This is a genomic window from Mycobacterium sp. RTGN5, from assembly GCF_033804465.1.
Lineage (GTDB): Bacteria > Actinomycetota > Actinomycetes > Mycobacteriales > Mycobacteriaceae > Mycobacterium.
In genome coordinates, this window is the sequence record NZ_JAPZLA010000001.1 from 421,553 (window position 1) to 448,011 (window position 26,459).

At 66.6% G+C, this 26,459-nt stretch carries 19 protein-coding genes; 15 read left to right on the plus strand and 4 right to left on the minus strand.

Annotation, left to right across the window (positions count from 1 at the left end):
• Nucleotides 1-50: 50 nt before the first annotated feature.
• The 8 genes from SLQ31_RS01985 to SLQ31_RS02020 all read left to right on the plus strand — a co-directional run bounded on the left by SLQ31_RS01985 (nucleotide 51) and on the right by SLQ31_RS02020 (nucleotide 15,169).
• Nucleotides 51-1,058 (plus strand): alpha/beta hydrolase family protein, encoded by a 1,008-nt coding sequence (locus SLQ31_RS01985; protein WP_319429188.1) that lies wholly within the window; start codon nucleotides 51-53, stop codon nucleotides 1,056-1,058.
• A 160-nt stretch (nucleotides 1,059-1,218) separates the two neighbouring features.
• The gene (locus SLQ31_RS01990; RefSeq protein ID WP_319432767.1) at nucleotides 1,219-2,109 is read left to right on the plus strand and encodes an alpha/beta hydrolase family protein; all 891 of its coding nucleotides are present in this window, start codon (nucleotides 1,219-1,221) and stop codon (nucleotides 2,107-2,109) included.
• An 82-nt stretch (nucleotides 2,110-2,191) separates the two neighbouring features.
• Nucleotides 2,192-2,656 carry a DUF732 domain-containing protein gene (locus tag SLQ31_RS01995; RefSeq protein ID WP_319429190.1) on the plus strand — a complete coding sequence of 155 codons (465 nt, stop codon included), beginning with the start codon at nucleotides 2,192-2,194 and terminating at the stop codon, nucleotides 2,654-2,656.
• Between the two features lie 22 nt (nucleotides 2,657-2,678).
• Nucleotides 2,679-3,698, plus strand: a complete 1,020-nt coding sequence (locus SLQ31_RS02000) for a cutinase family protein (protein WP_319429192.1) — start codon at nucleotides 2,679-2,681, stop codon at nucleotides 3,696-3,698.
• A gap of 241 nt (nucleotides 3,699-3,939) precedes the next feature.
• Nucleotides 3,940-5,832 carry a long-chain-fatty-acid--AMP ligase FadD32 gene (gene fadD32, locus SLQ31_RS02005; protein ID WP_319429194.1) on the plus strand — a complete coding sequence of 631 codons (1,893 nt, stop codon included), beginning with the start codon at nucleotides 3,940-3,942 and terminating at the stop codon, nucleotides 5,830-5,832.
• 62 nt (nucleotides 5,833-5,894) lie between these two features.
• Complete coding sequence (gene pks13, locus SLQ31_RS02010; RefSeq protein ID WP_319429196.1) at nucleotides 5,895-11,279, plus strand: polyketide synthase Pks13; 5,385 nt, start codon at nucleotides 5,895-5,897, stop codon at nucleotides 11,277-11,279.
• Nucleotides 11,276-12,826: an acyl-CoA carboxylase subunit beta gene (locus tag SLQ31_RS02015; protein ID WP_319429198.1), complete on the plus strand. Its 1,551-nt coding sequence runs from the start codon at nucleotides 11,276-11,278 to the stop codon at nucleotides 12,824-12,826. Before pks13 ends, SLQ31_RS02015 begins: the two co-directional genes overlap by 4 nt.
• An 87-nt stretch (nucleotides 12,827-12,913) precedes the next feature.
• Nucleotides 12,914-15,169, plus strand: coding sequence for a molybdopterin-dependent oxidoreductase (locus tag SLQ31_RS02020; RefSeq protein WP_319429200.1), 2,256 nt, complete (start codon nucleotides 12,914-12,916; stop codon nucleotides 15,167-15,169).
• On the opposite strand, the gene SLQ31_RS02025 is transcribed toward SLQ31_RS02020, so the two are convergent.
• On the minus strand, nucleotides 15,166-16,434 hold the full coding sequence (locus SLQ31_RS02025; RefSeq protein ID WP_319429202.1) for a glycoside hydrolase family 27 protein: 1,269 nt from the start codon (nucleotides 16,432-16,434) through the stop codon (nucleotides 15,166-15,168). The genes SLQ31_RS02020 and SLQ31_RS02025 overlap by 4 nt on opposite strands.
• A gap of 379 nt (nucleotides 16,435-16,813) precedes the next feature.
• On the opposite strand from SLQ31_RS02025, the gene SLQ31_RS02030 reads away from it, so the two are divergent.
• Genes SLQ31_RS02030 through SLQ31_RS02055 form a run of 6 tightly spaced genes read left to right on the plus strand, consistent with a single transcriptional unit; the run spans nucleotide 16,814 to nucleotide 23,131 of the window.
• Nucleotides 16,814-18,238 carry an alpha/beta hydrolase gene (locus SLQ31_RS02030; RefSeq protein WP_319429204.1) on the plus strand — a complete coding sequence of 475 codons (1,425 nt, stop codon included), beginning with the start codon at nucleotides 16,814-16,816 and terminating at the stop codon, nucleotides 18,236-18,238.
• Nucleotides 18,239-18,294: 56 nt separating this feature from the next.
• Nucleotides 18,295-20,238, plus strand: coding sequence for a glycosyltransferase family 39 protein (locus SLQ31_RS02035; protein ID WP_319429206.1), 1,944 nt, complete (start codon nucleotides 18,295-18,297; stop codon nucleotides 20,236-20,238).
• Nucleotides 20,239-20,249: 11 nt separating this feature from the next.
• Nucleotides 20,250-21,017 (plus strand): SCO6745 family protein, encoded by a 768-nt coding sequence (locus tag SLQ31_RS02040; protein WP_319429207.1) that lies wholly within the window; start codon nucleotides 20,250-20,252, stop codon nucleotides 21,015-21,017.
• 50 nt (nucleotides 21,018-21,067) lie between these two features.
• On the plus strand, nucleotides 21,068-21,409 hold the full coding sequence (locus tag SLQ31_RS02045) for a hypothetical protein (RefSeq protein WP_319429209.1): 342 nt from the start codon (nucleotides 21,068-21,070) through the stop codon (nucleotides 21,407-21,409).
• Nucleotides 21,406-21,843 (plus strand): RDD family protein, encoded by a 438-nt coding sequence (locus SLQ31_RS02050; protein ID WP_319429211.1) that lies wholly within the window; start codon nucleotides 21,406-21,408, stop codon nucleotides 21,841-21,843. Before SLQ31_RS02045 ends, SLQ31_RS02050 begins: the two co-directional genes overlap by 4 nt.
• Before the next feature lie 28 nt (nucleotides 21,844-21,871).
• Entirely contained in the window at nucleotides 21,872-23,131 is a 1,260-nt protein-coding gene (locus SLQ31_RS02055; protein WP_319429213.1) for a serine/threonine-protein kinase, read from the plus strand.
• A gap of 48 nt (nucleotides 23,132-23,179) precedes the next feature.
• Here SLQ31_RS02055 and SLQ31_RS02060 read toward each other — a convergent pair whose 3' ends face one another.
• Nucleotides 23,180-23,584 (minus strand): hypothetical protein, encoded by a 405-nt coding sequence (locus SLQ31_RS02060; RefSeq protein ID WP_319429215.1) that lies wholly within the window; start codon nucleotides 23,582-23,584, stop codon nucleotides 23,180-23,182.
• Between the two features lie 241 nt (nucleotides 23,585-23,825).
• On the opposite strand from SLQ31_RS02060, the gene SLQ31_RS02065 reads away from it, so the two are divergent.
• On the plus strand, nucleotides 23,826-24,212 hold the full coding sequence (locus SLQ31_RS02065; RefSeq protein WP_319429216.1) for a hypothetical protein: 387 nt from the start codon (nucleotides 23,826-23,828) through the stop codon (nucleotides 24,210-24,212).
• Between the two features lie 9 nt (nucleotides 24,213-24,221).
• Here SLQ31_RS02065 and SLQ31_RS02070 read toward each other — a convergent pair whose 3' ends face one another.
• On the minus strand, nucleotides 24,222-25,721 hold the full coding sequence (locus SLQ31_RS02070) for an APC family permease (RefSeq protein WP_319429218.1): 1,500 nt from the start codon (nucleotides 25,719-25,721) through the stop codon (nucleotides 24,222-24,224).
• A gap of 66 nt (nucleotides 25,722-25,787) precedes the next feature.
• Nucleotides 25,788-26,435, minus strand: coding sequence for a hypothetical protein (locus tag SLQ31_RS02075; protein ID WP_319429220.1), 648 nt, complete (start codon nucleotides 26,433-26,435; stop codon nucleotides 25,788-25,790).
• Nucleotides 26,436-26,459: the final 24 nt, after the last annotated feature.

Sequence of the window (26,459 nt, forward strand, 5' to 3'; positions counted from 1 at the left end):
CGGCTGCGTTGATCGCATGCGGTGCCGCCCCCAAAAAAGGATGGAAATAAATGAAGTTCGCTGAGAAGTTGCGAGGCGTTTGGCTGCGCCGGCTGACAGTCGCTGCCGCGGCCGCCGCCGTGCTGCCCGGCCTGATCGGCGTCGTCGACGGCTCCGCAACGGCGGGAGCATTCTCCAAGCCGGGACTGCCGGTCGAGTACCTCGAAGTGCCGTCCGCAGGCATGGGACGCGACATCAAGATCCAATTCCAGAGCGGTGGCCCCAACTCTCCTGCGGTCTACCTGCTCGACGGTCTGCGGGCCCAGGACGACTTCAACGGCTGGGACATCAACACCCCGGCGTTCGAGTGGTACAACAACTCCGGCCTTTCGGTGATCATGCCCGTCGGTGGCCAGTCCAGCTTCTACTCCGATTGGTACTCGCCGGCCTGCGGCAAGGCCGGTTGCCAGACCTACAAGTGGGAGTCGTTCCTGACCCAGGAGCTGCCCGCGTATCTGGCCGCCAACAAGGCGGTCAGGCCGACCGGCAGTGCGGCCGTCGGTCTGTCGATGGCCGGTTCGGCCGCGCTGACCCTGGCGATCTACCACCCCGAGCAGTTCACCTACGCGGGCGCGCTGTCGGGCTTCCTCAACCTCTCCGAGGGCTGGTGGCCGATGCTGGTCAACATGTCGATGGGTGATGCCGGCGGCTTCAAGGCCAACGACATGTGGGGTAAGACCGAAGACCCGAACAGCGCCTGGAAGCGCAACGACCCGCTGGTCAACATCCAGCAGTTGATCGCCAACAACACCCGCATCTGGATCTACTGCGGCGACGGCAAGCCGTCGGATCTGGACGCCGGAACCAGCACAGGCAACTTGTTCAACGCGAAGTTCCTCGAAGGGTTCACGTTGCGGACCAACAAGACCTTCCGCGACACCTACCTGGCCAAGGGTGGCACCAACGGGGTGTTCAACTTCCCCGCCAACGGCACCCACCAGTGGAACTACTGGGGCCAGCAGCTGCAGCAGATGAAGCCCGACATCCAGCGCGTGCTCGGCGCAACGCCGACCGCCTGAGCTTCAGGAGTCGACTACACACCATCGGCGGCGACCTTCGGGTCGCCGCCGTTGGCGTATCCAAACCATCTGAGCCCAAACCGTCCGAGTAGGGGTTGTGATTCACTACCTTTGCAGGTGGTGCGGGGCTACACACGTGACTAGTCGACTTGAGGTGACCATGATGAGTCTGTCGGGCCTGTTTCGGGGAGTGTGCGCCACAATTCTGGCGCTCGGACTCATGAGCGCCACTGCGCCGGCCTCCCACGCCACTGACGTCGAATACCTGATGGTCCCGTCAGGGGCCATGGGCCGCGATATCCCGGTGGCCTTTCTGGCCGGCGGCCCGCATGCCGTGGTGCTCCTGGACGCGTTCAATGCAGGCGATCCCGTCAGCAACTGGGTGACCGCGGGCAACGCGATGAACACCCTGGCCGGCAAGGGCGTCTCGGTGGTCGCGCCGGCCAGCGGGGCGTTCACTCTCTACACGAACTGGGAGGCCGACGGCACCCGGCAGTGGGAGACCTTCCTGTCCGACGAGCTGCCCAACTGGCTGGCGGCCAACAAGGGCCTGGCTCCAGGCGGGCACGCGATCGTCGGCGCCGCCCAGGGCGGCACCGGAGCCCTGATGGAAGCGACGTTCCACCCGGACCGCTACCGCTACGCCGGCTCGATGTCGGGCTTCCTGACCCCGTCCAACACCTTCCTCAACGGCGCGATCACGGCAGGCATGAACGAGTTCGGCGGGGTGAACACCCAGGCCATGTGGGGCGCCGCTCAGCTCGGCCGGTGGAAGTGGCACGACCCTGACGTGCACGCCCAGCTACTGGTGGACAACAACACCCGGCTGTGGGTCTTCAGCCCCCAGACACTGACCTGCAGCGACGTGCCGGCGATGATCGGCTATTGCGATCAGGCTCAGGGCAGTAACCGCACCTTCTACGCGCACTACCGCTCCCTGGGTGGCCGCAACGGCCACTTCGACTTCCCTGCGGGCGGCAACCACGATTGGGGCAACTGGGCCGCTCAGCTGGCCGCCATGTCAGGCGACGTTTCGGCCGCTATCAAATAGGTCACCAATGCGGGCGAACTGTTAGCTTTCCGCAATCTCTCGGAGCTCTGGGCCACGTAGGGGCAGCCGGTAACGTGGAGGCGTGCAGCGCTCGCTCGTGATCATCCTCGTGGGCCCCACGGCCTGGCTGATGGCGGCGTGCAGTTCCGGCGAGGATTTGGTGACCACCGCCGCGCCACCGGCGACCTACGGCGTCGTTCACGGCCAGGGCGCGATCCCGGGCCCGGACGTCGACCTGCAGTCCACCAAGCTTGATGTCACACCGGCACAGCGTGGCTTCCTCGATGCACTCACCACCGCGGGTGTGCACCCGTCCAGCGAGCTGGAAGCATTGAGTATCGGCTCCCACGTCTGCCAGGCCCACGCGGCCGGTCAAAGCGATCAGGCAGTCTGGGACTACATCGCTCCCATGGTGCGCAGCGACGTCAGCGACTCGGGGCCGTCAGCGCCGCCGCACACCACCCCCGACCCGCGGGTGGCCCCAGAGTCGCAGGTGGCCAACGCCACCGCGGACTACATTCGGATCGCTACCCAGCGGCTCTGCTAACAGGAAGACAACGCCCCTTCCCATGGCTCGAACCTCCCGGACTAATGCCCGGCGTAGACGTCATCGCATCCTCGGCCTGGTCGCCGCTGGGGCGATGGCCGTCGTCGTCGCCCTCGTCGTCGCCATCATCGTCATCATCGTGCGCCGGCCGGAATCCGCGCCGACGGCCGTGCCGCCGACGGCCCTCCCGCCGACGAGTTCGCCGGGGCAGCACAAGCCGCGCCCGGAGTTCCAGGATGCGAGTTGCCCGGACGTCATGCTGATCGCCATCCCCGGTACCTGGGAGTCGTCGCCGACGGACGACCCGCTGAACCCGACCCAGTTCCCGCTGTCGCTGATCGGCAATGTCACCCGGCCGCTCGCCGGCCAGTTCGGCGGCGACCGGCTGGAGGTGTACACCGTTCCGTACACCGCGCAGTTCCACAATCCGCTGTCGCAGGACAAGCAGATGTCCTACAACGACAGCCGCGCCGAGGGCACCAGGGCGGCGGTCAAGGCGATGACCGACATGAACAACCGCTGCCCGCTGACCAGTTATGTGCTGGCCGGTTTCTCACAGGGCGCGATCATCGCCGGCGATATGGCCAGCGATATCGGAAACGGGCGTGGCCCGGTCGATGAGGATCTCGTCCTCGGTGTGATGTTGATCGCCGATGGCCGCCGCCAGGTGGGGGTCGGGCAGGACATCGGTCCCAACCCGCCCGGTCAGGGCGCCGAGATCACCCTGCACGAGTTTCCCGCGCTGTCCGAGATGGGCCTGACGATGACGGGGGAGCGCCCGGGTGGCTTCGGTGCGCTGAACAACCGCACCAACGAGATTTGTGGCGTCGGCGATCTGATCTGCGCGGCACCGCAGGAAGCGTTCAACATCACTAACCTGCCGACCACGCTCGACGTGCTGGCCGGTGGCGCCGGGCAGCCGGTGCACGCGTTGTACAACACGCCGCAGTTCTGGAACCTCGACGGCCAAACGTCCACGCAGTGGACACTGAATTGGGCGCACAACCTGATCGACAATGCGCCACACCCGAAACACGGATGACGTGGGAGCTGCGGTGGTCGACGATTTGGCCGCTGCCGCGACTACGCCTACATTAAGAAGAAAATAAGAGCTGCACGCGTAGTGGCCTCCTCGGCCGACGGGGCGGTCTAGGTCCCAAAGGGGACCCGGATCGCTATGTACGATCTGGGAGGTTTGGGCCGCTACGCAGGGCGACCGGTGGCGCGACGTCATGCGCTGCCGCCGCGGGCCCGACACAGATGTGTTCTGACAGGAGATTGGTATGCCGTTCCACAATCCGTTCATCAAGAACGGCCGGGTCACCTTCCCCGAAGGCGCCAGTGTGGTCAAGCACGTCGAGCGTTGGGCCAAGGTCCGCGGCGACAAGGTTGCCTACCGCTTCCTGGACTTCTCCGTCGAACGGGACGGTGTCGTGCGCGAACTGCGCTGGGCCGACTTCGGTGCCCGCAACCGGGCTCTGGCCGCGCGTCTGCAGCAGGTGACCGAGCCCGGTGATCGGGTGGCCATCCTGTGCCCGCAGAACCTCGAGTACCTGATCGCGTTCTTCGGCACGATGTACGCCGGCCGCATCGCCGTACCGTTGTTCGACCCGTCCGAACCGGGCCACGTCGGCCGGTTGCATGCCGTGCTGGACGACTGTGGCGCGTCAGCGATCCTGACCACCACCGCCGCCGCCGAGGGTGTTCGTAAGTTCTTCCGTAGCCGCCCGGCCAAGGAGCGGCCCCGCGTGATCGCCGTGGACGCGGTACCCGACGAGGTGGGCGCGACCTGGGTCCCCTGCGATACGGCCGACGAGAACACCATCGCCTACTTGCAGTACACCTCCGGCTCCACCCGGATCCCGACCGGTGTGCAGATCACCTACCTGAACCTGGCCACCAACGTGGTGCAGACGATCGAGGCGCTCGAGGGCGAAGAAGGCGACCGAGGAGTCTCCTGGCTGCCGTTCTTCCACGACATGGGCCTGGTCACCGTGCTGCTTCCGGCGATGATCGGCCACAGCTTCACCTTCATGACACCCGCCGCCTTCGTTCGTCGGCCCGGTCGCTGGATCCGCGAGCTGGCTTATCGGGAGGGCGACACCGGGGGCGCCATCTCGGTGGCCCCGAACTTCGCCTTCGACCACGCCGCGGCGCGCGGTGTGCCCAAGGACGACGAAGAGCCGCTGGATCTGTCCCATGTGAAGGCGATCCTCAACGGCAGCGAGCCGATTTCGGCCGCCACCGTGCAGCGGTTCAACGATGCGTTCAGCCCGTTCGGCTTCCAGCCCAAGGCCATCAAGCCGTCCTACGGCCTGGCTGAGGCGACCCTGTTCGTGTCGACCACACCGTCGTCGGAAGAGCCGAAGATCGTCTCGGTCGATCGCGACGAACTCAACACCGGTCGTTTCGTCGTGGTGCCCGACGACTCGCCCAAGGCCGTGGCACAGGCCTCGGCGGGCAAGGTCGGCGTCGCGGAGTGGGCAGTGATCGTCGACAACGAGGCCGCCTCTGAGCTGGCTGACGGGCAGATCGGCGAGATCTGGATCAGCGGCCAGAACATGGGCACCGGCTACTGGAACAAACCAGAAGAGACCGTCGCGACGTTCCACAACATCCTCAAGTCCCGGACCAGCCCTTCGCACGCCGACGGCGCGCCGGACGAGGCGACCTGGGTGAATACCGGCGATCTCGGCGCCTTCCACGACGGCGAGCTCTACATCACCGGCCGGGTGAAGGATCTGGTGATCATCGACGGCCGCAACCATTACCCGCAGGATCTGGAGTACTCCGCCCAGGAGTCCACCAAGGCCGTGCGGACCGGGTTCGTCGCCGCGTTCTCGGTGCCGGCCAACCAGCTGCCCGACGAGGTGTTCGAGAACGCCCACGCCGGGCTCAAGCGCGACGCCAACGACAGCTCCGAACAACTGGTCATCGTCGCCGAGCGCGCCGCAGGTTCACACAAGCTCGAGTTGGCGCCGGTCATCGACGATATCCGCGCGGCCATCGCGGTGCGTCACGGCGTCACGGTGCGCGATGTGCTGCTGACACCCGCCGGCGCGATCCCGCGTACCTCCAGCGGCAAGATCGGCCGTCGGGCCTGCCGCTCGGCCTATCTGGACGGCACCCTACGCAGCGGGAAGGTGGCCAATGCCTTCCCCGACGAATCGGAATGACGACCGAAGGAAGTTCTCGACCGATGAAGGGGTGGCCGCCCCTTCGCACGAGGTGAGGCCTCATGTCTGAATCACAAACGCCCGAAACGCCCGAAACGCCTGACACACCGGATATTCCGGATATTCCGGCGCCCCGCACCGACATGACGGTGCCGGAGATGCGCGAATGGCTGCGCAACTGGGTGGCCAACGCGACCGTGCAGAGCCCCGACGCGATCGACGAGTCCACTCCGATGGTCGAGCTGGGTCTGTCCTCCCGAGACGCGGTCGCGATGGCCAGCGATATCGAGGACCTCACCGGTGTCACGCTGACCGCCACGGTGGCCTTCCGCCACCCCACGATCGAGTCGCTGGCCACGGTGATCATCGAGGGCGAGCCCGAGGTGGAGTTCGACGGCGAGAGCGAGGACTGGTCACGCGCCGCCGGTGTCGAAGACATTGCGATCGTGGGCATTGCCACCCGATTCCCGGGCGATATGAACACCCCCGACGAGATGTGGGCGGCCCTGTTGGAGGGCCGTGACGTGATTTCGGATCTGCCCGAGGGCCGCTGGTCGGAGTTCCTCGCCGAACCACGGATCGCCGAATTGGTGGCCAAGGCCGCGACCCGCGGCGGCTACCTCAGTGACATCAAGGGCTTCGACGCCGAGTTCTTCGCACTGTCGAAGATGGAAGCCGACAACATGGATCCGCAGCAGCGGATGGCGCTCGAGCTCACCTGGGAGGCGCTGGAAAACGCCCGCATCCCGGCGTCCAGCCTGCGCGGCACCGATGTCGCCGTGTACATCGGCTCGACGAACAACGACTACCAGTTCCTGGCGGTGTCTGATCCGACGACCGCGCATCCGTACGCGATCACCGGCACGACGAGCTCGATCATCCCCAACCGGGTGTCCTATTTTTACGACTTCCGCGGCCCGTCGGTCTCCGTCGACACCGCGTGCTCAAGCTCGCTGGTCGCCGCCCACCAGGGTGTGCAGGCGCTGCGCTCCGGGCAGGCCGACATGGCCATGGTCGGCGGCGTCAACGCGATGATCACCCCATTGGTGACGATCGGCTTCGACCAGGTCGGCGGGGTGCTCGCGCCGGACGGCCGGATCAAGTCCTTTTCGGCTGACGCCAACGGATATTCGCGTTCCGAGGGTGGCGGCATGCTGGTGCTGAAGCGACTGTCCGACGCCCGCCGTGACGGCAACGAGATCCTCGCGGTCATCGCAGGCAGCGCCATCAACCACGACGGGCGCTCCAACGGCATGCTCGCGCCCAACCCCGACGCGCAGGAAGACGTGCTGCGCAAGGCCTACAAGAACGCCGGAATCAACCCGCGCACAGTCGATTACATCGAGGCGCACGGCACCGGCACCATCCTGGGTGATCCGATCGAGGCCGACGCGCTGGGCCGGGTCATCGGCCGTGGCCGCCCGGTGGACCAGCCAGCACTGCTTGGCGCGGTGAAATCCAATCTGGGACACCTGGAGTCGGCCGCCGGTGCGGCGAGCCTGGCCAAGGTGGCCTTGTCGCTGAGCCGCAACAAGGTGCCGCCGTCGATCAACTACGCCGGGCCCAACCCGTACATCGACTTCGACGGTATTCACCTGCGGGTGGCCGACAAGGTCACCGACTGGCCGCGCTACAGCGGGCATGCGATCGCCGGCGTGTCCGGGTTCGGCTTCGGTGGCGCAAACGCGCACCTGGTGCTGCGCGAGGTGTTGCCCGCGGATCTGGTTGAGCCGCAAGCGGAATCCGAATCAGTCGAGCAAGCTGGGAAGTCTCCGGACGCCGACGCCGTGTACGTCGGCGGGGTGCGGATGGACGAGTACGGCGAGTTCGTCAACGCCGACGCCGACGCCGACGCAGATGACGGCGACGACGAGTACGCGGCGGCAGACGCATACGCCGTTGACGGCGAGCCCGACCTGCCCGGCCTGACCGACGAGGCGCTGGAGCTCATCGAGGCTGCGCGCGCTGAATGGGAAGCAACCGAAGACAAGCCTATTCCGGTTGTTCCGCTTGCTGTTTCGGCCTTCCTGACATCGCGTAAGCGCACGGCGGCAGCCGAGCTGGCCGACTGGATCGACAGCCCGGAGGGTCGCGCGACGTCGCTGGAGGCCATCGGTCGCTCGCTGTCGCGGCGTAACCACGGCCGCTCGCGCGCCGTCGTGATGGCGCACGATCACGACGAGGCCGTCAAGGGCCTGCGCGCCATCGCCGAGAGCAAGCAGAGTCCTCTGGTGTACAGCGCCGACGGGCCGGTGACCAACGGACCGGTATGGGTGTTGGCCGGATTCGGTGCGCAGCACCGCAAGATGGGCAAGAGCCTGTACCTGCGCGACGACGTGTTCGCCGAGTGGATCAACAAGGTCGACGCGCTCATCCAGGACGAACGCGGCTATTCGGTCGTCGAGCTGATCCTCGACGATGCGATCGACTACACCGACGAAACCTGCGAATACCCCATCGAAGTGGTCCAGACGGTGATCTTCGCCCTCCAGATCGCGCTCGGTGAATTGCTCAAGCACCACGGCGCGAAACCCGGTGCGGTGGTGGGCCAGTCGCTGGGCGAGGCGGCCGCTGCCTACTTCTCCGGCGGCCTGTCGCTGGCCGATGCCACCCGCACCATCTGCGCCCGCGCGCACCTCATGGGTGAGGGCGAGGCCATGCTGTTCGGTGAGTACATCCGGCTGATGGCACTGGTGGAATACTCCGCCGACGAGATCAAGACCGTGTTCTCCGATTTCCCGGGTCTGGAGGTGTGCGTCTACGCCGCCCCGACGCAGACCGTCATCGGCGGTCCCCCGGATCAAGTGGACGCGATCATCGCCCGCGCCGAAGCCGAGGGCAAGTTCGCCCGCAAGCTGCAGACCAAGGGCGCCAGCCACACTCAGCAGATGGACCCGTTGTTGGGCGAGCTGGCCGCCGAGCTGCAGGGCATCGCGCCGCATCCGCTGCGCCTCGGGTACTTCTCGACGGTGCACGAGGGCAGCTACATCCGCCCGGGCGGCGACCCGATCCACGATGTCGACTACTGGAAGAAGGGGCTGCGACACAGCGTCTACTTCACCCACGGCATCCGCAACGCCGTCGACAGCGGCCACACCACGTTCCTGGAGCTGGCGCCGAACCCGGTGGCGCTCATGCAGGTTGGGCTGACCACGGCCGCTGCGGGGCTGCACGACGGGCAGCTGATCGCGACCCTGGCCCGCAAGCAGGACGAGGTCGAGTCGATGGTCGCGGCGATGGCCCAGCTCTACGTCTACGGCCACGACCTGGATCTCTGGACCCTGTTTTCACCGGGTGCCACCCCGGCCGACTATGCCCATATCCCGCCGACCCGGTTCCGGCGCAAGCCGCACTGGCTGGATGCGCAGTTCACTGGCGACAGCTCGGTGATGATGCCGGGTAACCACGTGGCCACGCCTGACGGCCGCCACGTCTGGGAGTATTCGCCCAAGGGCCAGACCGACCTGGCTGCATTGGTGAAATCCGCTGCGGTACAGGTGCTTCCGGGTGCCAAGCTCACCGCTTCCGAGCAGCGGGCCGTGCCCGGCGAGGGTGCCCGGCTGGTGACGACGCTGACCCGCCATCCCGGCGGTGCGTCGGTCCAGGTGCACGCGCGAATCGACGAGTCGTTCACTCTTGTCTACGACGCCATCGCCACTCGCGGGGGTGCGGCGTCGGCGCTGCCTGCCGCCGTGGCCACCGGCATCGCGGTCTCGACGCCCGCAGTGGAGAGCGTCGAAGCTGAGGACGATGCAGACATCCTGCAGGACAACCTGACTGCGGGCGCCGGCCTGGCCGCCGGCTTCGCCAAGTGGTCGCCGGAGAGCCCTGAGACGGTGCACGACCGGCTCGCGGCCATCGTCGGCGGGGCCATGGGCTACGAGCCCGAGGACCTGCCGTGGGAGGTGCCGCTGATCGAGCTCGGCCTGGATTCGCTGATGGCAGTGCGGATCAAGAACCGGGTCGAGTACGACTTCGACCTGCCGCCGATCCAGCTGACCGCGGTGCGCGACGCCAACCTCTATGCGGTCGAGACGTTGATCGAGTACGCGATCGAGCACCGCGATGAGGTCGGCGAACTGCACGAGCATCAGCAAGGGCAGAGCGCCGAGGCGAACGCGGCGGAGATGAACGCGCTGCTGTCGGCGAGCAAGACGGCCGTCACTGACGTACCAGAAGCGCCGGCCGCGCCGGTCGCCGAGGAGCTCGTGATCCCGCCGCCGCCAACCGATCCCGCGGGACCGGGGGCCGGGGCGAGCGAAGCGACGGGAAAGGCGAAGTCGACGGCGGCCGCAGCTGCTGCCAAGGTGCTCACCCAGGAGGCCGTCGCCGAGGCACTCGGTGCCGACGTGCCGCCGCGCGACGCCGCCGAACGCGTGACGTTCGCGACGTGGGCGATCGTCACCGGCAAGTCGCCGGGCGGCATCTTCAACGAGCTGCCCGCACTCGACGACGCGACCGCGACGAAGATGGCCGGCCGGCTGTCGGAGCGGGCCGAAGGCGTTATCAGCGTCGAGGACGTGAAGTCCGCCAAGACGATTGAGGAACTGGCCACCACCGTTCGCAGTGAGCTCGAGGAGGGTGTGGTCGACGGGTTCGTGCGCATCCTGCGCGCGCGATCCGACGACAGCACTCGCGTTCCGGTGTTCGTCTTCCACCCGGCCGGCGGGTCCACGGTGGTCTACGAGCCGCTGATGAAGCGGCTGCCTGCCGACACTCCGATCTACGGACTGGAGCGGGTCGAGGGCTCGATCGAGGAGCGTGCCGCGGAGTACGTGCCGAAGTTGATGGAAATCAACGGCACGGGTCCCTACATCCTCACCGGTTGGTCGCTGGGCGGGGCACTGGCCTACGCCTGTGCGGTCGGGCTCAAGCGCAACGGGTGTGACGTCCGCTTCGTCGGGCTGATCGACACCGTGCGTGCCGGCGAAGACGTGCCGCAGACCAAGGAGGAGATCCGCGCCCGCTGGGATCGGTACGCCCTGTTCGCCTCGCGCACGTTCAACGTCGAGATCCCCGAGATCCCTTACGAGCAACTCGAACAACTCGACGACGACGGTCAGGTCAGGTTCGTCCTGGATGCCGTCAAGGAGGCCGGGGTCGACATCCCTGGCGGCATCGTCGAGCACCAGCGCACGTCCTACCTGGACAACCGGGCGTTGGACACCGCGAACATCGAGCCGTACGACGGGCACGTGGCGCTGTACATGGCCGATCGTTATCACGACGACGCGATCATGTTCGAGCCGCGCTATGCCGTCCGCCAGCCCGACGGCGGGTGGGGTCGGTTCGTCGCCGACCTGGAGGTCGTGCCGATCGGGGGCGAACACATCCAAGCGATCGACGAGCCGTACATCGCCAAGGTCGGTGCTCATATGAGCGAGGCGATCAGCCGGATCCAGAGCGAAGCGATTAACAACACAGCCGAGGAGAACGAGGCCAAGTGACCGCCAGTACAACTGCCGAGAAACTCGCCGAACTTCGCGAAAAGCTGGAGCTGGCCAAGGAACCGGGCGGCGAGGCGGCCGTCGCCAAACGCGCGAAGAAGGGCAGCACGAGCGCGCGTGCGCGGATTCACGCCCTGGTCGACCCGGGCAGCTTCCTCGAGATCGGTGCCTTGGCCAAGACGCCTGGTGACCCCAACGCCTTGTTCGGCGATGGCGTCGTCACCGGGCACGGCACCATCAACGGGCGTCCGGTCGGCGTGTTCAGCCATGACCAGACCGTCTTCCAGGGTTCGGTCGGCGAGATGTTCGGCCGCAAGGTGGCCAAGCTGATGGAGTGGGTGGCCATGGTCGGCTGCCCGATCATCGGCATCAACGACTCTGCGGGGGCGCGCATTCAGGACACCGCCACCTCGCTGGCCTGGTACGCCGAACTGGCCCGGCGGCATGAAATGCTGCGCGGCCTGGTCCCCGAGATCTCGATCATCCTGGGCAAATGTGCCGGGGGCGCGGTGTATTCGCCGATCCAGACCGACCTACTGGTGGCGGTTCGCGACCAGGGCTACATGTTCATCACCGGCCCGGACGTCATCAAGGACGTCACCGGTGAGGACGTCACGTTCGACGAACTCGGCGGCGCCGATGTGCAGGCCCAGCGCGGCAACATCCACAAGGTGGTGGACACCGAGGCCGACGCCTTCCAGTACGTTCGCGATTACCTGGAGTTCCTGCCCGCCAACACTTTTGATGATCCGCCGGTCATCAACCCTGGCCTTGAGCCGGAGATCACCCCGCACGACCTGGAACTCGACAGCCTGGTTCCCGACGCCGACAACGTCGCCTATGACATGCACGAGATCCTGCTGCGGATCTTCGACGACGGCAACATCTTCGATATCGGTGAGCAGCGCGGCCCGGCGATGATCACCGCGTTCGCGCGCGTCGACGGGCATCCGGTCGGTGTGATCGCCAACCAGCCGATGTACCTGTCCGGTGCGGTCGACACCGAGGCCTCCGACAAGGCGGCCGGCTTCATCCGATTCTGCGACTCGTTCAATCTTCCGTTGGTGTTCGTCGTCGACACTCCTGGCGCCATGCCAGGGGTGGCGGAGGAGAAGAACGGCATCATCAAGCGTGGTGGCCGGTTCTTCAACGCCTTGGTGGAGGCCACCGTGCCGAAGGTGACCATCATCATCCGCAAGGCTTACGGCGGCGGATACGCGGTGATGGGCTGCAAGCAACTGACCGCGGACCTGAACTTCGCGTGGCCGACGGCCCGGATCGCCGTCATCGGCGCCGAGGGTGCGGCGCAGCTACTGGTGAAGCGGTTCCCCGATCCCACCGCGCCCGAAGTTCTGAAGATCCGCGCGGATTTCATCGAGGGCTACAACCTCAACCTCGCCACGCCGTGGACTGCGGCGGAGCGCGGTTACATCGACGGCGTGATCGAGCCTCATGAGACCAGGCTGTTGCTGCGCAAATCGTTGCGGCTCTTGCGCGGCAAGCAGGTCAGCCGGGTGCAGCGTAAGCACGGTCTGACCCCGATCTAGGCCCCGGTCGGACGATCCTCCGGCACTGTTTTGTCAAAGTTGACGAAACCTGGCTGGCCGGGGGCCTCGCCGAACTACCGTGGCCTGGTGACCACCGAGCACATCGTCCTGGCCCCCACCGGCCAGGATGGCCGCCACGTTTACACCTGCCCGCTGTGTGAGGCCATGTGCGGCTTGGAGATTCAGGTCTCTGAGGGCCGCGTCGCCGGTATCCGGGGCAACCCCGACGACGTCTGGAGCCGCGGGCACCTGTGTCCCAAGGGCGCGTCGCTGGGCGCCATCCACGAGGACCCCGACCGGGTCCGGGCCCCGATGATCAAGGTCGATGGGGAGTGGCAGGAGGTCAGCTGGGATGCGGCGTTCCGGCGCTGCACCGAACTGCTGGCACCGGTGATCGCCGAGCATGGCATCGGGGCGGTCACCTGCTACACCGGCAACCCACTGGCGCACTCGTTCTCCCTTGGCCGCTACACCGGCGTGCTGCTCGGCATGTCCGGCATCCCGGTCAGCTACTCGCCCGGCACCGTCGACCAGTGGCCCAAGAACCTTTCTTCGCACCTGATGTACGGCAACTGGTGGGGCTTCCCGGTGCCCGATATCGAGCGCACCCATCTGCTGGTGGTGATGGGTGCCAACCCGGCGGCTTCGCAGGGTTCGCTGCTGGCCGCCCCGGACGTGATGGGCATCATCGGGCGCATCGACACCGTGATCGTCATCGACCCGGTGCGCACCGCGACCGCCGCCAAGGCCGACGAGTGGCTGCCGATCACCCCGGGCACCGATGCGGCCCTACTGTTGGCCGTCGTCCATACATTGTTCGACGAGGACCTGGTCCGGTTGGGCCGGCTGGCTGAGCACATCGACGGCGTCGACACGTTGCGGGAGGCTGCCGCCGACTGGACGCCGGAGCGCGTCGCGTCGGTGACCGGCATCGGCGCCGACCGCATCAAACAACTTGCCCGTCAACTCGCGGGCACGGAAAGAGCCGTTGTCTACGGGCGAATCGGCTTGTGCAATCAGGAGTTCGGCAGTCTGGCCAGCTGGCTGGTCGACGTGGTCAACATCCTCACCGGCCACTTCGACAACGCCGGCGGTGCGATGTTTCCCCGTCCCGCGGCGTGGACGGTCACCGCCCAGCCACAGCCGGGGCTGGAGGGCGGGCTGCCCGAGTTCGGCCGCTGGCAGACTCGGGTGCGCGGCGCCAAGGAAGTGCTCGGCCAGGTGCCGGTGTCGTGTCTCGCGGAGGAGATCGAGATTCCGGGTGAAGGCCAGATCCGGGCGCTGATCACGGTGGCGGGCAATCCGGTGCTGTCCACGCCGCAGGGCCACCGCCTCGACGAGCTGCTGCCCGGACTCGACGCGATGATCGCAGTTGACCTGTGGCTCAACGAAACCACCCGGCATGCCGACGTCATCCTGCCCGGGCTCTCGCCGCTGGAGCAGCCGCACCACGACGACCTGATCCTGATGTTCGCGATCAGCAGCATCGCCAACTACTCGGCACCGGTGTTCACCCCCGACGACCCGGACCGGCCCGAGGAGTGGGAGATCCTGGTACGGCTCACCGGCCTGTGCGCGGGGACGCCGGCCGAGGACGTCGACGTCGCCGCCATCGACGACGGCTTCTTCGACTACCTGTGCTTCACCCAGGGACTCGACGGCGCGGAAATCAGAAGTCACTACAACTCCACCGGTCCGGCGGGAGGTCCGGAACGCATTCTGGATCTGACGCTGCGCACCGGGCCGTTCGGCGATCGCTACGGTGAGAACCCCGACGGGCTGAGCCTGGCGAAACTGAAAGAACACCCCAACGGACTGGACTTCGGGCCGATGATCGCCCAGGTCCCCGAGATCCTGAACACCACCGAGAAGAAGATCCGGCTGGCGCCGCAGTATCTGCTCGACGACGTTCCGCGCCTTGCCCGCCGCCTGGAACGGGAGCCCGACGAACTGGTGCTGGTCAGCAGGCGCCACCTGCGGTCGAACAACTCATGGCTGCACAATGTTTCGGCGCTGATGAAGGGTCGGGACCGGTGCACGCTGCTCATGCATCCGAAGGACGCCGCCAGTCGCGGGGTATCTGGGGGCGACACCGTCACCGTGCGGTCGTCGGCGGGACGCATCGAGGTGCCCGTCGAGGTGACCGAGGCCATCAAACCCGGTGTGGTGTCGATGCCGCACGGCTGGGGGCACGGCAAGCCCGGCACCCGGATGTCGGTGGCCAACGGCTCGCCCGGCGTCAACACCAACATCCTGTCGCCGCCGACGTTCCTCGACGAGCCGTCCGGCAACGGTGCCCTCAATGGCATACCGGTGACGGTCAACCTGACCAAAACCGGTTAGCCGCAACCTGATTCGACCCGCACCACCACTGCCGCGTGCGGTGCGACGGGCCCGGTCCGCAGGTCACCCGTTGTGGTGCTGTCGATGTGGGTCCACAGGTCCCGCACGCGATAGCAGGCGGCTTGGGGCAGGCCGACGGCTATCGCGGTAGTGGTGATCGAAGCCGGCTGCGAATCCGGGTTCACCAACGCGACGGCAACCGCGCCGCCGGCGAGTGGCTTGACCATGACCCGGCCGTCCTGGGGGAGCGGGTGGCCCGCCACGGCGAGCCCATCCTGGTCGACGGCGATGATGTCGCGGTTGGTGAGAATGTCGCGAGTCTCCTGCGACATCGAGCGAATATCGTTGCCGGCCAGCAATGGTGCAGCCATCATCGCCCACAGCGAGACATGGGTGCGTTGCTCGTCAACCGTCATGCTCGGCCCGACCTGACCCGCCAGGGTTTCGGACATCCCCGGGTGGCTGGTCACGAAGTCGGGCCAGGAGATGCCGGCGACCAGCATGTCGGGGTCGTTGAAATAGCCTGGCCGTTCGCGGGGCGCCAGCGGGGTGGCGGCATCGACTTGCTCTTTGATTCCGAACACCGGACCGGCGTTGCCGAACGTGCTGCGCCACAACGGAACCAGGTCGATGGTGGTGCGCGCCATGTCGGCGATCCCCGACCAGTCGTAGTCAGACCTGGCGTCGGGGCCGCCCGACACGTTGGCGTTGATGCTGTAAAAGATGGGTCTTCCCGTGGCGCGCAGTGCATCTCGCATGGCAGTGAAGGCGCTGACCTGGTGCGAGTGGTCGGTATCGGCGCTACACCAGTCATATTTCAGATAGTCGACGCCCCACCGTGCGAAAGTCGCCGCATCGGCCGACTCGTGGCCCTCGCTGGTGTCGCCCGGCCCAAGTCCGCAGAGTTGGTAGCTGGGGCTGGCGTAAAGGCCCAGCAGCATTCCGCGGTCGTGGGCATACTTCGCCACCGCGGCGATACCGCCGGGAAACCGCGCGGGATCAGCCTGCAGATTGCCGTCCGCGTCGCGACGGGGGGCCGACCAGCCGTTGTCGAGGTTGACGTAGCGGTAGCCGGCGTCGCGCATCCCGGAGGACACCAGAGCATCGATGGTCTGCTCGACGGTCTTTTCGCTCAGCGGGATTCCGGAGTTCCACGAGTTCCACCCCATCGGCGGTGTGCGGAACGACCCCACCTCGGGGGCCGGCGGCGAGCCGCATGCCGCGACCAGGACTAGGCAGCCGAGGATCGACGGTAGGCGGCGCATAGCGCAAGACTAGGAGCCACTGCACCAAAGTGTGCGTGCGCACGGGCGATCACTTGTTCGGCTTGGGTCACATCAGCAGCGACCAGCAACAACTGATCGCTGCTGTAGCCGTGGCCAATTCGCACCAGACTTGCGGCGTTCCGGTCCATGGCCACTACTCGATTGCCGGCCGCCAGCAGTGACCGAGCCAATGCGGATCCGCGGTCGGATCCTGCTTCGGAAACCAGAACGAAAGGACTGCTTTTGGGGGAGTTCCGTTGAATTGCCATGGCACCAAGTCAACGGTCCCGACGTAAGTGGACGCTATGCCGCGGCTGCGAAATCGCGGTGGACAGCTGACTGACACCATGTGTACAGCCTCGTGTCGCACCCTTGTCCCGTGCCGCCGAATGGGCCGACGCCGACACCTACGGTCCCGTCACCGATCTTCATGCCGCGGTTGCCGGACCCGGACTTCGGCAAGTTCGGCCATGGTGTGTCGCTCCTGGGCGGCTGGCTGCCGACGACGATCGAGATCGTGACGGTTGTGGCCGTCATCGTGGCGCTGGGGTGGCGATCCCGGCGGTGGCGGCTGCTGTGGGTGCCGGTAGCAGTGGTCGTCGGTGTCGCCGTTTCCTTCGCTGCCCGGGCCTGGATGGATTCCCAAGGCCTGGCCTCGAATCCGGCACCGCTTGAGCTGTGGATCTGGACCGCGGTCACCGCGGTGGCGATCGTGGTCGCGATTCTTGGCTGGACCAGCGCATCGTGGCGCCGCCGCGCGGTGTCGTTACTGGCGATCCCGCTGACACTGCTGAGCACGCTCGTCGTTCTCAATCAGTGGGTCGGCTACTACCCGTCCGTCCAACGCGCCTGGGGTGACCTGACATCGGGGCCGCTGCCCGACCAGATCAACGAGAGCGACCTGCCAGCGCTACGCAACACCCACCCCGTGACGGGCAAGGTGCTGGTCGTCGACACACCGGACACGGTCAGCGGGTTCAAGCATCGCAGCGAATACGTGTACCTGCCGCCGGCCTGGTTCGCCGGTTCCGCGCCGCCACAATTGCCTGCCGTCATGATGATCGGCGGCGAATTCGGCAACCCCTCGAACTGGATCCGCACCGGGAATGCGGTGGCCGCGATCGACGATTTCGCCCGGGCGCACGGCGGCAACGCCCCGGTATTCGTGTTCGCCGATTCCAGCGGCAGTTTCAACAATGACACCGAGTGTGTGAACGGCCTACGTGGAAACGCCGCCGACCACCTCACCAAAGAGGTTCGACCGTACGTTGTTTCGACGTTCGGGACCTCGACCGCCGCGTCGAATTGGGCGGTCGTCGGTTGGTCGGCCGGCGGGACCTGCGCGATGAATCTGGCGGTCATGCATCCGCAACTCTTCGCCGGTTTCGTGGACATCGGCGGCGACCGCGGCCCGAACTCGGGAGACAAGCAGCAGACCATCGACCGTCTCTACGCCGGCAATGCCGCCATGTGGGACGCCTTCGACACCCGTACCGTGATGAGCAGGCACGGGCCGTACATCGGCGTCGCGGGCCTGTTCAATGACTCGCAGGAACCACCAGACGACAAGACCAAAAACCTTCCGGATCACCCCCAGGAACGCCTGGCGCCGGTGGGTTTCGGCGGCCACGGAGACGAAGACCAATTCCGGGAGAAGGGCGCGCTCCCTGACTTGTGCGCGGCAGCGGTGGCGGTGCACATCAGCTGCACCCTGCGGGTGTACGTCGGCTATCACACCTGGCAGTTCGCCGCCCAGGCGTTCGTGGACTCGCTGCCCTGGATCACCCAGCGCCTGGGTTCATAGCTGACTCAAAAGATTTACCAAGCTTGGACCGGAGTCGGGCTGGAGTAATGGGTCCTATGACCGCAACACTTTCCCTGCCCAGCACCGTGAGCGCCGGTGCGGATTCGCCGGTGACCGGCCGCTTCGGGCTGTCCGGCACGGCCTGGCGGCGCATCGCGCTGGGCGCGCTGCTGGTGGCCACGGCCATCACCTACCTGTGGAACATCACGATCAACGGGATGGGCAACGGCTTCTATGCCGGTGCGGCGCAGGCCGGCTCGAAGAACTGGGAAGCGCTGCTGTTCGGGTCGGTCGATCCTGCCAACTTCATCACCGTGGACAAGCCGCCGGTGTCCCAATGGGTGATGGGTCTGTCCGGCCAGATCTTCGGGTTCAGCAGCGCCAGCATGTTGGTACCGCAAGCGCTGATGGCAGTCGGTGCGGTGGCCCTGCTCTACGGCGCGGTACGCCGGATCTCGGGGACAGCGGCGGCCCTGCTCGCCGGCGCGGCGTTCGCGCTGACTCCGGTCGTGGCGTTGATGTTCCGCTACAACAACCCCGACGCGGTCATGGTCCTGCTGATGATGTTCGGCGCCTACTGCACCGTCCGGGCGGTGGAGCGGGCCAGCCTCAAATGGATCATGTTGGCCGGTGCCGCTCTGGGTTTCGCCTTCCTCGCCAAGATGCTCGAGGGATTGATGGTCGCGCCAGCGATCGGCCTGGCCTACCTCGTCGTCGCGCCGACGTCGCTGCGCCGCAGGCTGGTTCATCTGTCGGCAGCCGTCGGCGCCTGCCTGTTGTCGGCAGGTTGGTTCGTCGCGCTGACGCTGATGTGGCCGGCCTCGTCCCGGCCGTATCTGGCCGGCTCGACCGACAACAACTTCATGAACCTGGTGATCGGTTACAACGGCCTGGCGCGGATTCTCGGGCGTAACCACGCCGGTGGCCCGGGTGCAGGCGGTCCCGTTCCTACCCACGCGCGGGTCGGCGTGTCCGCTACCGACGGCCTCAGCCAGCACGGCGGCTTCGGCGGCTTCGGCGGCTTCGGTGGTATGGGTCGGCAGAATCCCGGCCTCGCAAGGCTTTTCACCGGTGAGTTCGGCTTCGAGATGGGCTGGCTGCTGCCCGCGGCGTTGCTCGGACTGGTGTTCGTCCTGGTGGTGCGCGCTCGTGCGCCGCGAACCGACCTGATCCGGGGCGGGGCGGTGCTTTTCGGCGGCTGGTTGCTGGTCGACGGCCTCGTCTTGAGCTACATGAAGGGAATGGTCCACCCGTACTACTGCCTGTCGGTGGTGCCCGCGATGGTTGCGCTGGTCGCGATCGGAGGCCGCGAGATGTGGCGCAGCCGCGACCGCGTGTTCGGCCGAATCAGCTTGGCGGCAATGATTTTGATGACCGGCCTGTGGAGCTGGTGGCTGCTGGGACGCAACGGGGACTGGGCACCCGCGTTGCGCTGGGTGATTTTGGCAGTGGCCGTCGTCGCGACGGTCGTGCTGCTGGTGGCACTGAGTACCCACCGGCGCCGGCTGGCAGCGGCAGCACTGACCCTCGGCGTCCTCGCCGGCGCAACCGGCTCGGCCGCTTACACATTCGCCACGATCGGCCAGTCGCACGACGGCGGGATGGCCCAGGTCGGCCCGGCGCAGCCGGCGCGCAACGGCGCGTCGGGGCATGGCCGTCACGACCAGGATCAGGACAATGTGGAGCTGGACGGCCTGCTGGAAGCGACCAACACGAAATGGTCGGCAGCGGTGAACGGATCGTCGGCTGCGGCCGGTCTGGAGTTGGCGACCAACACCGCGGTGATGGCCATCGGCGGATTCGGTGGCAGTGACCCGGTTCCCTCACTGACTCAGTTCCAGGCTGACGTCGCCAATCACCAGATCGGCTACTACATCGCGCCCGGCAATCAGGGCGGGCCCGGCCGCGGTGGCCAGCACGCCGACATCACCGCGTGGGTGGCCGCCCACTTCACGCCCAAGACCGTCGGATCCGACACTGTGTACGACCTGACTCCGTAAGCTCAGCCCCCATGAGCGATATCGATGTCGACGCGATCCGCGCCGCCGGGGCGGCCATCGGCGAGGCCATCAGTGTCTTCATGCTGAACCCGGACACCTTTGAGAAGAGCCTGGCCGCGGGCTACCCCGACCCGTTCGCGGCGTATTTCGCGGGTCGCGGCGGGGTGCTCGGTGATGCCACCGGCACCACCGTCACTGCGGTGTTCGCCGTCTTCGAACCGAACCTCGCGCGGGCGTGCTGGGAAACGGGCGTCGCCGTGCACGACGCGTCGGAGAGCTGCCGCCTTTACTGGGATCAGCTCGCCAATTTCGCCCGGACCTACCTGAGCGGGACGCAGGGCCTGGACCGGATTGCCACGCTGGGCGAGAAGGTGATCGCGGAGGCGCCCGAACCCGGCCTGCCGCTGTACGCGGGCTGGCGAGCCATGCCGCTGGCCGACGACGCGTGCGCGCGGGCGCTGCAGGTGATGTTCGTGCTCAGGGAACTGCGGGCTGCGGTGCACTTCAATGCCCTCACGATCTCGGGGATGAGTCCCGTCGAGGCGCACATCCTCAACCACGGGACGGATTACGCCGCCTTCATGGGCTGGCAGCCGCCCTTCGTCGACGCGGCGGGCAAGCAAGACGTGTACGACGAGGTCGAAGAGCTCACCAACCGGCGGATGGCGCAGATCTTCGCATCCGCACTGACCGTTGCCGAGGCCGACGAACTGGCGAGGCTCAGCGTGGCCGCTCTGGCCTCGCTCAAGGCGAGCGCACCCGCGCCCGTCGGCGCCTAGTGTTTTGGGAACGACTTCCGCTGATCGGCGGCCCGCTGCGAGCGACGCGGGTGGAAGCCACCCGGGCCAGCGTCGCGGTGCTCACCAAGATCGCTGAGCTTGTTATCGAGCAGATCGACCTGACGGCACTGGTCCGCGACAGCGTCGACATCGACGCGATCGTGACCGATGTCGACATCGATGCGATCATCGCGCGTATCGATCTGATCGGGCTGGCAGACCAGATCATCGACGGAGTCGATCTGCCCGCGATCATCCGCGAGTCCACCGGAAGCATCACCGCCGAGGTGATCACGGATGTTCGCTCCCAAACCGCACAGGCCGACGACATGATCTCCGGCTTCGTCGACCGGATGCTCGGGCGGGAACCGGGCGCCCAGGAACCCCGGTGACCAATGCCGGCATCGTGTCCCGAGGCCTTGCCGCTGTCGTCGACATCCTGGTCGTCCTGGTCACGATGGGTGCTCTCTATGTGGGGTTGGCGCTGACGACGCTGATCGCCAATCCGGCCTCGTTCCGGTTCCCCGCGCCGAACCTGATCTTCTCGACCACGGTGACGCTGGCGGTGTCGGTGCTGTACCTGACCGGGTGCTGGACGGTGTCCGGCCGGACGGTGGGCACGGTCTTGTTGGGCGTTCGCGTGGTGGACCGGCATGCCAAACCCCTACGGATTGCTGTCGCGGCGCTGCGGGCGTTGGCCTGTGTGCTGTTCCCGGTGGGGCTGCTGTGGGTCGCCGTCGATCGGCAGCGCCGGTCGGCGCAGGACATCGTGCTGGGCAGCCGGGTGATTTACGACCGTCCCAGCCCTGGCGCTCCGGTTCGATAATCGGCACATCGACCTTTAAGATGCCCCAATGCCGTTAGCTGACGGCCAGGTTGTTGCTGGTTACACCATTCTGCGGACGCTGGGGGCCGGAGGCATGGGTGAGGTGTACCTCGCCGCGCACCCCCGGCTGCCACGGAACGACGCGCTGAAGGTGCTCGGATCCGCGGTCAGCTCCGACGAGGAGTACCGGCAGCGGTTCATCCTCGAGGCCGACATGGTCGCCACGCTGTCGAACCCGCACATCGTGACGATCTACGACCGCGGCGAGTTCGAGGACAAGCTCTGGATCGCGATGGAGTTCGTCGACGGCACCGACGCATCCCGTCTGCTGGCCGAGCGCTATCCGTACGGCATGCCACCCGATGAGGTCGTGCGCATCATTTCCGGGATTGCCGACGCGCTCGACTACGCGCACGGTCACGGTCTGCTGCACCGCGACGTCAAGCCGGCCAACATCTTGCTGGGGGTTCCCGGCTCGGGCGACAAGCGGGTCATGCTGGCCGACTTCGGCATCGCCCGCTGGATGGGCCAGACGAGTCAGCTGACCGGGACGAACATGACGGTCGGAACGGTCGCCTATGCCGCCCCCGAACAGCTCAAGGGTGAGAACGTCGGCGGGCAGGCCGACCAATACGCACTGGCCGCGACCGCCTACCACCTGCTGACCGGCATGCCGCCGTTCACCCACACCAATCCGGCGATCGTCATCAGTCAGTGCCTGAGTTCCGAGCCGCCCGCCATCGGTGCGAAGCGGCCCGAGTTAGCTTGCCTGAGCCCAGTTTTCGCCAAGGCGTTGGCCAAGGATGCCGGCAAGCGATACAAGCGCTGCGGCGACTTCGCCCGAGCGTTGGAGCGCGGCCTTGGCACCGCCGAACGGGAACACCACGCGAGCGACGTGACCAGCCAGGCTCTCGAGGTCAAGGCAGCGCGTCGGGCCCGGCACGCCAAACCGGAGGCAGCGCCGTCGCGCCGCCGGCTGCTGATCCCGGCGCTTGTGGGTGCCCTCGTCGTCCTCGCAGGCGCGGCCGCGGGGCTTTCGCTGTTGTTAGGCAACCGCGACGTGAACAACACCGCGACCACCCAGGCGCCGCGGACCGCGTCACCGCCACCCGCCGTGTCGGGCCGGATGGACCTGCCAGTCGTGGTGATCGGCGCGAACTGCGCTGTGATGGGCGCGGCGGCCGTCAGCGAGAAGGGTGCGCCTGCGTATTGCGCGCACGCCACCGCCGGGGCCGTGACCACCGTGTGGTCGCTGCAGCCGGAGAAGCTGCTGACCGGATCGGGCTAGAGCGCAATCGGCCGACGGGGGCGTCGGCCGATCGCGCCATCGGCGTGGTTACAGCGGGATCCACTGCCCCAGGAACCAGAAGCCCCAGCCGGGGCCGTTTCCGGCCGGCATCGGCTGCACCCATTGACCGTTCCAGTTGAACGGCTGGTGGTCCTGGCGTGCCTGGTCGACGTTGCGGTTGTGCCAGTCGTCCGGCCCGTTGTTCCAGTTGTTGTTCGGGCCGTTGTTGGGTCCATTGTTGGGGCCGTTGTGCCAGTCGTTGTTCTGTCCGTTGTTATGCCCATCGTTGTTGGGCCCGTTGTTCCACCCGTTGTTGGGTCCCTGGCACTGCTGGGGTCCGGGCCCACCGCAACCGGGATCGGCGCTTGCGGTGCCGATTCCCAGCCCGAACAGTCCGGCGGCGCCGATGCCGGCGGCTGCCGTCGAGGCGAGCACCATGCGTTTGAGGTTCATCGTCAATCTCCGTTTCGTTGCTCACATGCCTTTCGTTGATGACGCTATGGGGCACGGATTTGTGTCGGCTGTGATGTCGATGGGCGCGGCCTGAGGGAGTAGTAACGTATCGAAAACGATTCAGTCTCAACAAATTTGCCCGATTTACAGGTGCCATGGAGTTTATTGACAGCGGACTGTACGAACCTCCGCGGATGTGGCACATGGCATTTCGGCGCGTCAATAACTGATCATGTCCGATGTGAATACACGTAATGGCATGTTGCTGGCCTCGTTCTCGGCCGTGGTGGTGCTGGGCGCGGTGGCATGCGGGTCCAAAGGTGCGACGACGCCGGCGACCGTCACCGTGACCTCAACGCCGACGACCACCACAACGACCACCCCCGCGTCTCATCACCAGCAAAACTCCGGCTCAGGCGGCGGCCAGCCGCAGCAGACGGTCATCGAGACGCAGGCACCGCAGACCGTCGTGGCAACTCAGGACCCGCAGACGGTCACCAACACCGAAACGGCAACGCAGACTGAAACATCGGTGGCGACATCCATTGCCACCGCCACCCAGACGGTCACGGTGGCACCGAATCGTCAGAACGGGCCCAACGGTTTCGGCAACCGCAATGGCGGCTGACGCCAACCGCTAGGTGCGTTCCTTCGGCAGGGTCTCACCGCGGAAGAAGGCCGGGGCCTTGAGGTTCCACACGATCATCAGGACCACGCCGAATGCCAGGCTGAGTACACCGACGACGAACGCGGTGCCGATACCTAAGATGGAGCCTCCCGAACCGGTACTCGGGTCCGCCATCAAGTAGGCCTCGGTGACGCCTACCGGGATGAGGACCAGCGCACCGATGCCGGGCAGGATCACCTGTCCCATCGCGGTGCGCCACGACCGAAAAGCGGTGCGCCAGAAGTAGACCACCGAGGCGATCGCCACCACGGAGTAGTAGGTCATGATCGCGATCCCGACGCTGTAGACCGAATCCGCCACCACGCTGTCGCTGACCACATCGAGCGCGCAGTAGATCGCCAAGCTGGTCAGGCCGATCACCCAGGTCGCGAACTTCGGCGTCGAACTCACCTCGCTGACCGACGCGAAGCGATCGGGTATGGCCTTGTAGGTCGCCATCGAGAGCAGCCCGCGGGCCGTCGGCATGACGGTCGACATGGTCGCCGAGAACGCGGACAACCCGACGACCAGCGCCGCGATCATCGCGCCGCGCTCTCCGATCGACTGGGTGGCAAGCGTGGTGAAGACATCGTCGACGTTGGCTTCGTTCGTCAGGCTCGTCGGGCTGTTCGGGTCGATGCCCGCGAAAGCCAGAGCCGCCACGCTGAAGATCACGTAGGTGACAACGGTGATCAGGATCGCCGTCACCCCACTGCGGCCGGCTTGTGCCGATGTCCCTGAGGTCTCCTCGGACATGGCCAGTGAGGCGTCGAAGCCCCAGAAGATGAAGATGGCCACCAGGAATCCGCCGAGCAGGCCGCTGAAGTCGTGGATTGCGAACGGGTTGAACCACTCCCACGAGAACAACTGCGCATCCGGACTCTGCTGACCGCGGAAGACCGCGACGAGCATGATGATCGCGAACAGCAGAAGGCCGCCGTATTGGACGATCGTCAGGATCAGGGTGGTGCGCGACGACTCCTCCGCGCCGCGGGCGACCAGCCAGGTCGTCAGCAGGATGAAGATCGTGGCCACGATGATGTCGAACCACACCGGCGACTCGTCCATCCCGAGCCACACCGCGGTGGCATTGGTCAGGATGCCCGCGGCACCGACGCCGGCCAGGATGGAAGACAGCATCAGCGCGAAGCCGCCCATCCAGCCGATGTGCGGCGCGATCGCCTTGGAGCCCCAGGTGAATACGGTCCCGGCGTCCGGGGCGGCGTCGGTGAGGTGCTTGTAGGCCAACGCCACGAAGTACATCGGGATGACCGCGATGATGAAGACGATCGGCAGCTGATAGCCCGACTCTTCCGCGCCATGCCCGAGCGCACCCGTCAGCGAGTACGCCGGCGCGGTGGCCGCCAAACCGATCGCGACGGCACCGACCAGCGACACCGACCCCTTCTTGAGCCCCTTGGATCGCAGGCCATGCATCAACGGGTCGACGATTGCTGCGTCTTCAGCCATGCGCGGATTGTGCCATCCGGCCTGGCTGGACGGGCGATCTAGTGAGTATTGCAGACCAGCATCTGGTCAGTGCTGCCCGACTCTCTTCGAGACGGCATGACGGGCAGTGCCGGCGCCGGTTCGTGCCGAGTTTGAACTCTGTTGCGGCGCTGACGCTTTACCGGCCGAGGGCACTGACGTGATCTGCCGGCCGGGCCGGGAGGCCGCCTTGGCCGTGCGGTGTGGTGCGGTGGTTGCTTTTCTCCCGGCAACAGGCGAGGGGATCGGTGGGCGCGGAAGCAGCGAGAGTGCACCCAGGACGGCGCCGATGGGGGCGACCACGACTGCGCCGGCGATGGCGATCACAGTGATGAGCGGAGCGAGCGCCATTCCCACCACCGGAATCCGGTAGATCACGTTTTGCGCCAGCACTCCGGCGGCCACGAAGCCGAAGACGATGCCGGCTCCCGCGCCGGCGAAAACCCGACGGACCGCGTTCTCGAGGATTGCGCCGATGTCGACCGCGTTGGCCGACGCCGCCGCGCGAGTTGGTGGGGCGATATCGACGGGCGCCGGGAGTGCAGCGAGCTGAACGGCCACGGTGGAGATCCGGGGCGCCGTCAACGACGTGGGCGGACTGATTGGCATGCTCGTGGTCGCCGCCGCCACGATTGCGCCAGCGGCGATGAGCGCGGCCGCGGTCGACCTGGGCCGACCGGTATTGCTGTGTGCCATGGTTCCACGCTGACAGAAGTTGCT

Coding starts and splice junctions, on each gene's coding strand:
- SLQ31_RS01985 (WP_319429188.1), top strand. CDS start 51: ATGAAGTTCGCTGAGAAGTTGCGAGGCGTTTGGCTGCGCCGGCTGACA.
- SLQ31_RS01990 (WP_319432767.1), top strand. CDS start 1,219: ATGATGAGTCTGTCGGGCCTGTTTCGGGGAGTGTGCGCCACAATTCTG.
- SLQ31_RS02000 (WP_319429192.1), top strand. CDS start 2,679: ATGGCTCGAACCTCCCGGACTAATGCCCGGCGTAGACGTCATCGCATC.
- fadD32 (WP_319429194.1), top strand. CDS start 3,940: ATGCCGTTCCACAATCCGTTCATCAAGAACGGCCGGGTCACCTTCCCC.
- pks13 (WP_319429196.1), top strand. CDS start 5,895: ATGTCTGAATCACAAACGCCCGAAACGCCCGAAACGCCTGACACACCG.
- SLQ31_RS02025 (WP_319429202.1), bottom strand. CDS start 16,434: ATGCGCCGCCTACCGTCGATCCTCGGCTGCCTAGTCCTGGTCGCGGCA.
- SLQ31_RS02035 (WP_319429206.1), top strand. CDS start 18,295: ATGACCGCAACACTTTCCCTGCCCAGCACCGTGAGCGCCGGTGCGGAT.
- SLQ31_RS02040 (WP_319429207.1), top strand. CDS start 20,250: ATGAGCGATATCGATGTCGACGCGATCCGCGCCGCCGGGGCGGCCATC.
- SLQ31_RS02055 (WP_319429213.1), top strand. CDS start 21,872: ATGCCGTTAGCTGACGGCCAGGTTGTTGCTGGTTACACCATTCTGCGG.
- SLQ31_RS02060 (WP_319429215.1), bottom strand. CDS start 23,584: ATGAACCTCAAACGCATGGTGCTCGCCTCGACGGCAGCCGCCGGCATC.
- SLQ31_RS02070 (WP_319429218.1), bottom strand. CDS start 25,721: ATGGCTGAAGACGCAGCAATCGTCGACCCGTTGATGCATGGCCTGCGA.
- SLQ31_RS02075 (WP_319429220.1), bottom strand. CDS start 26,435: ATGGCACACAGCAATACCGGTCGGCCCAGGTCGACCGCGGCCGCGCTC.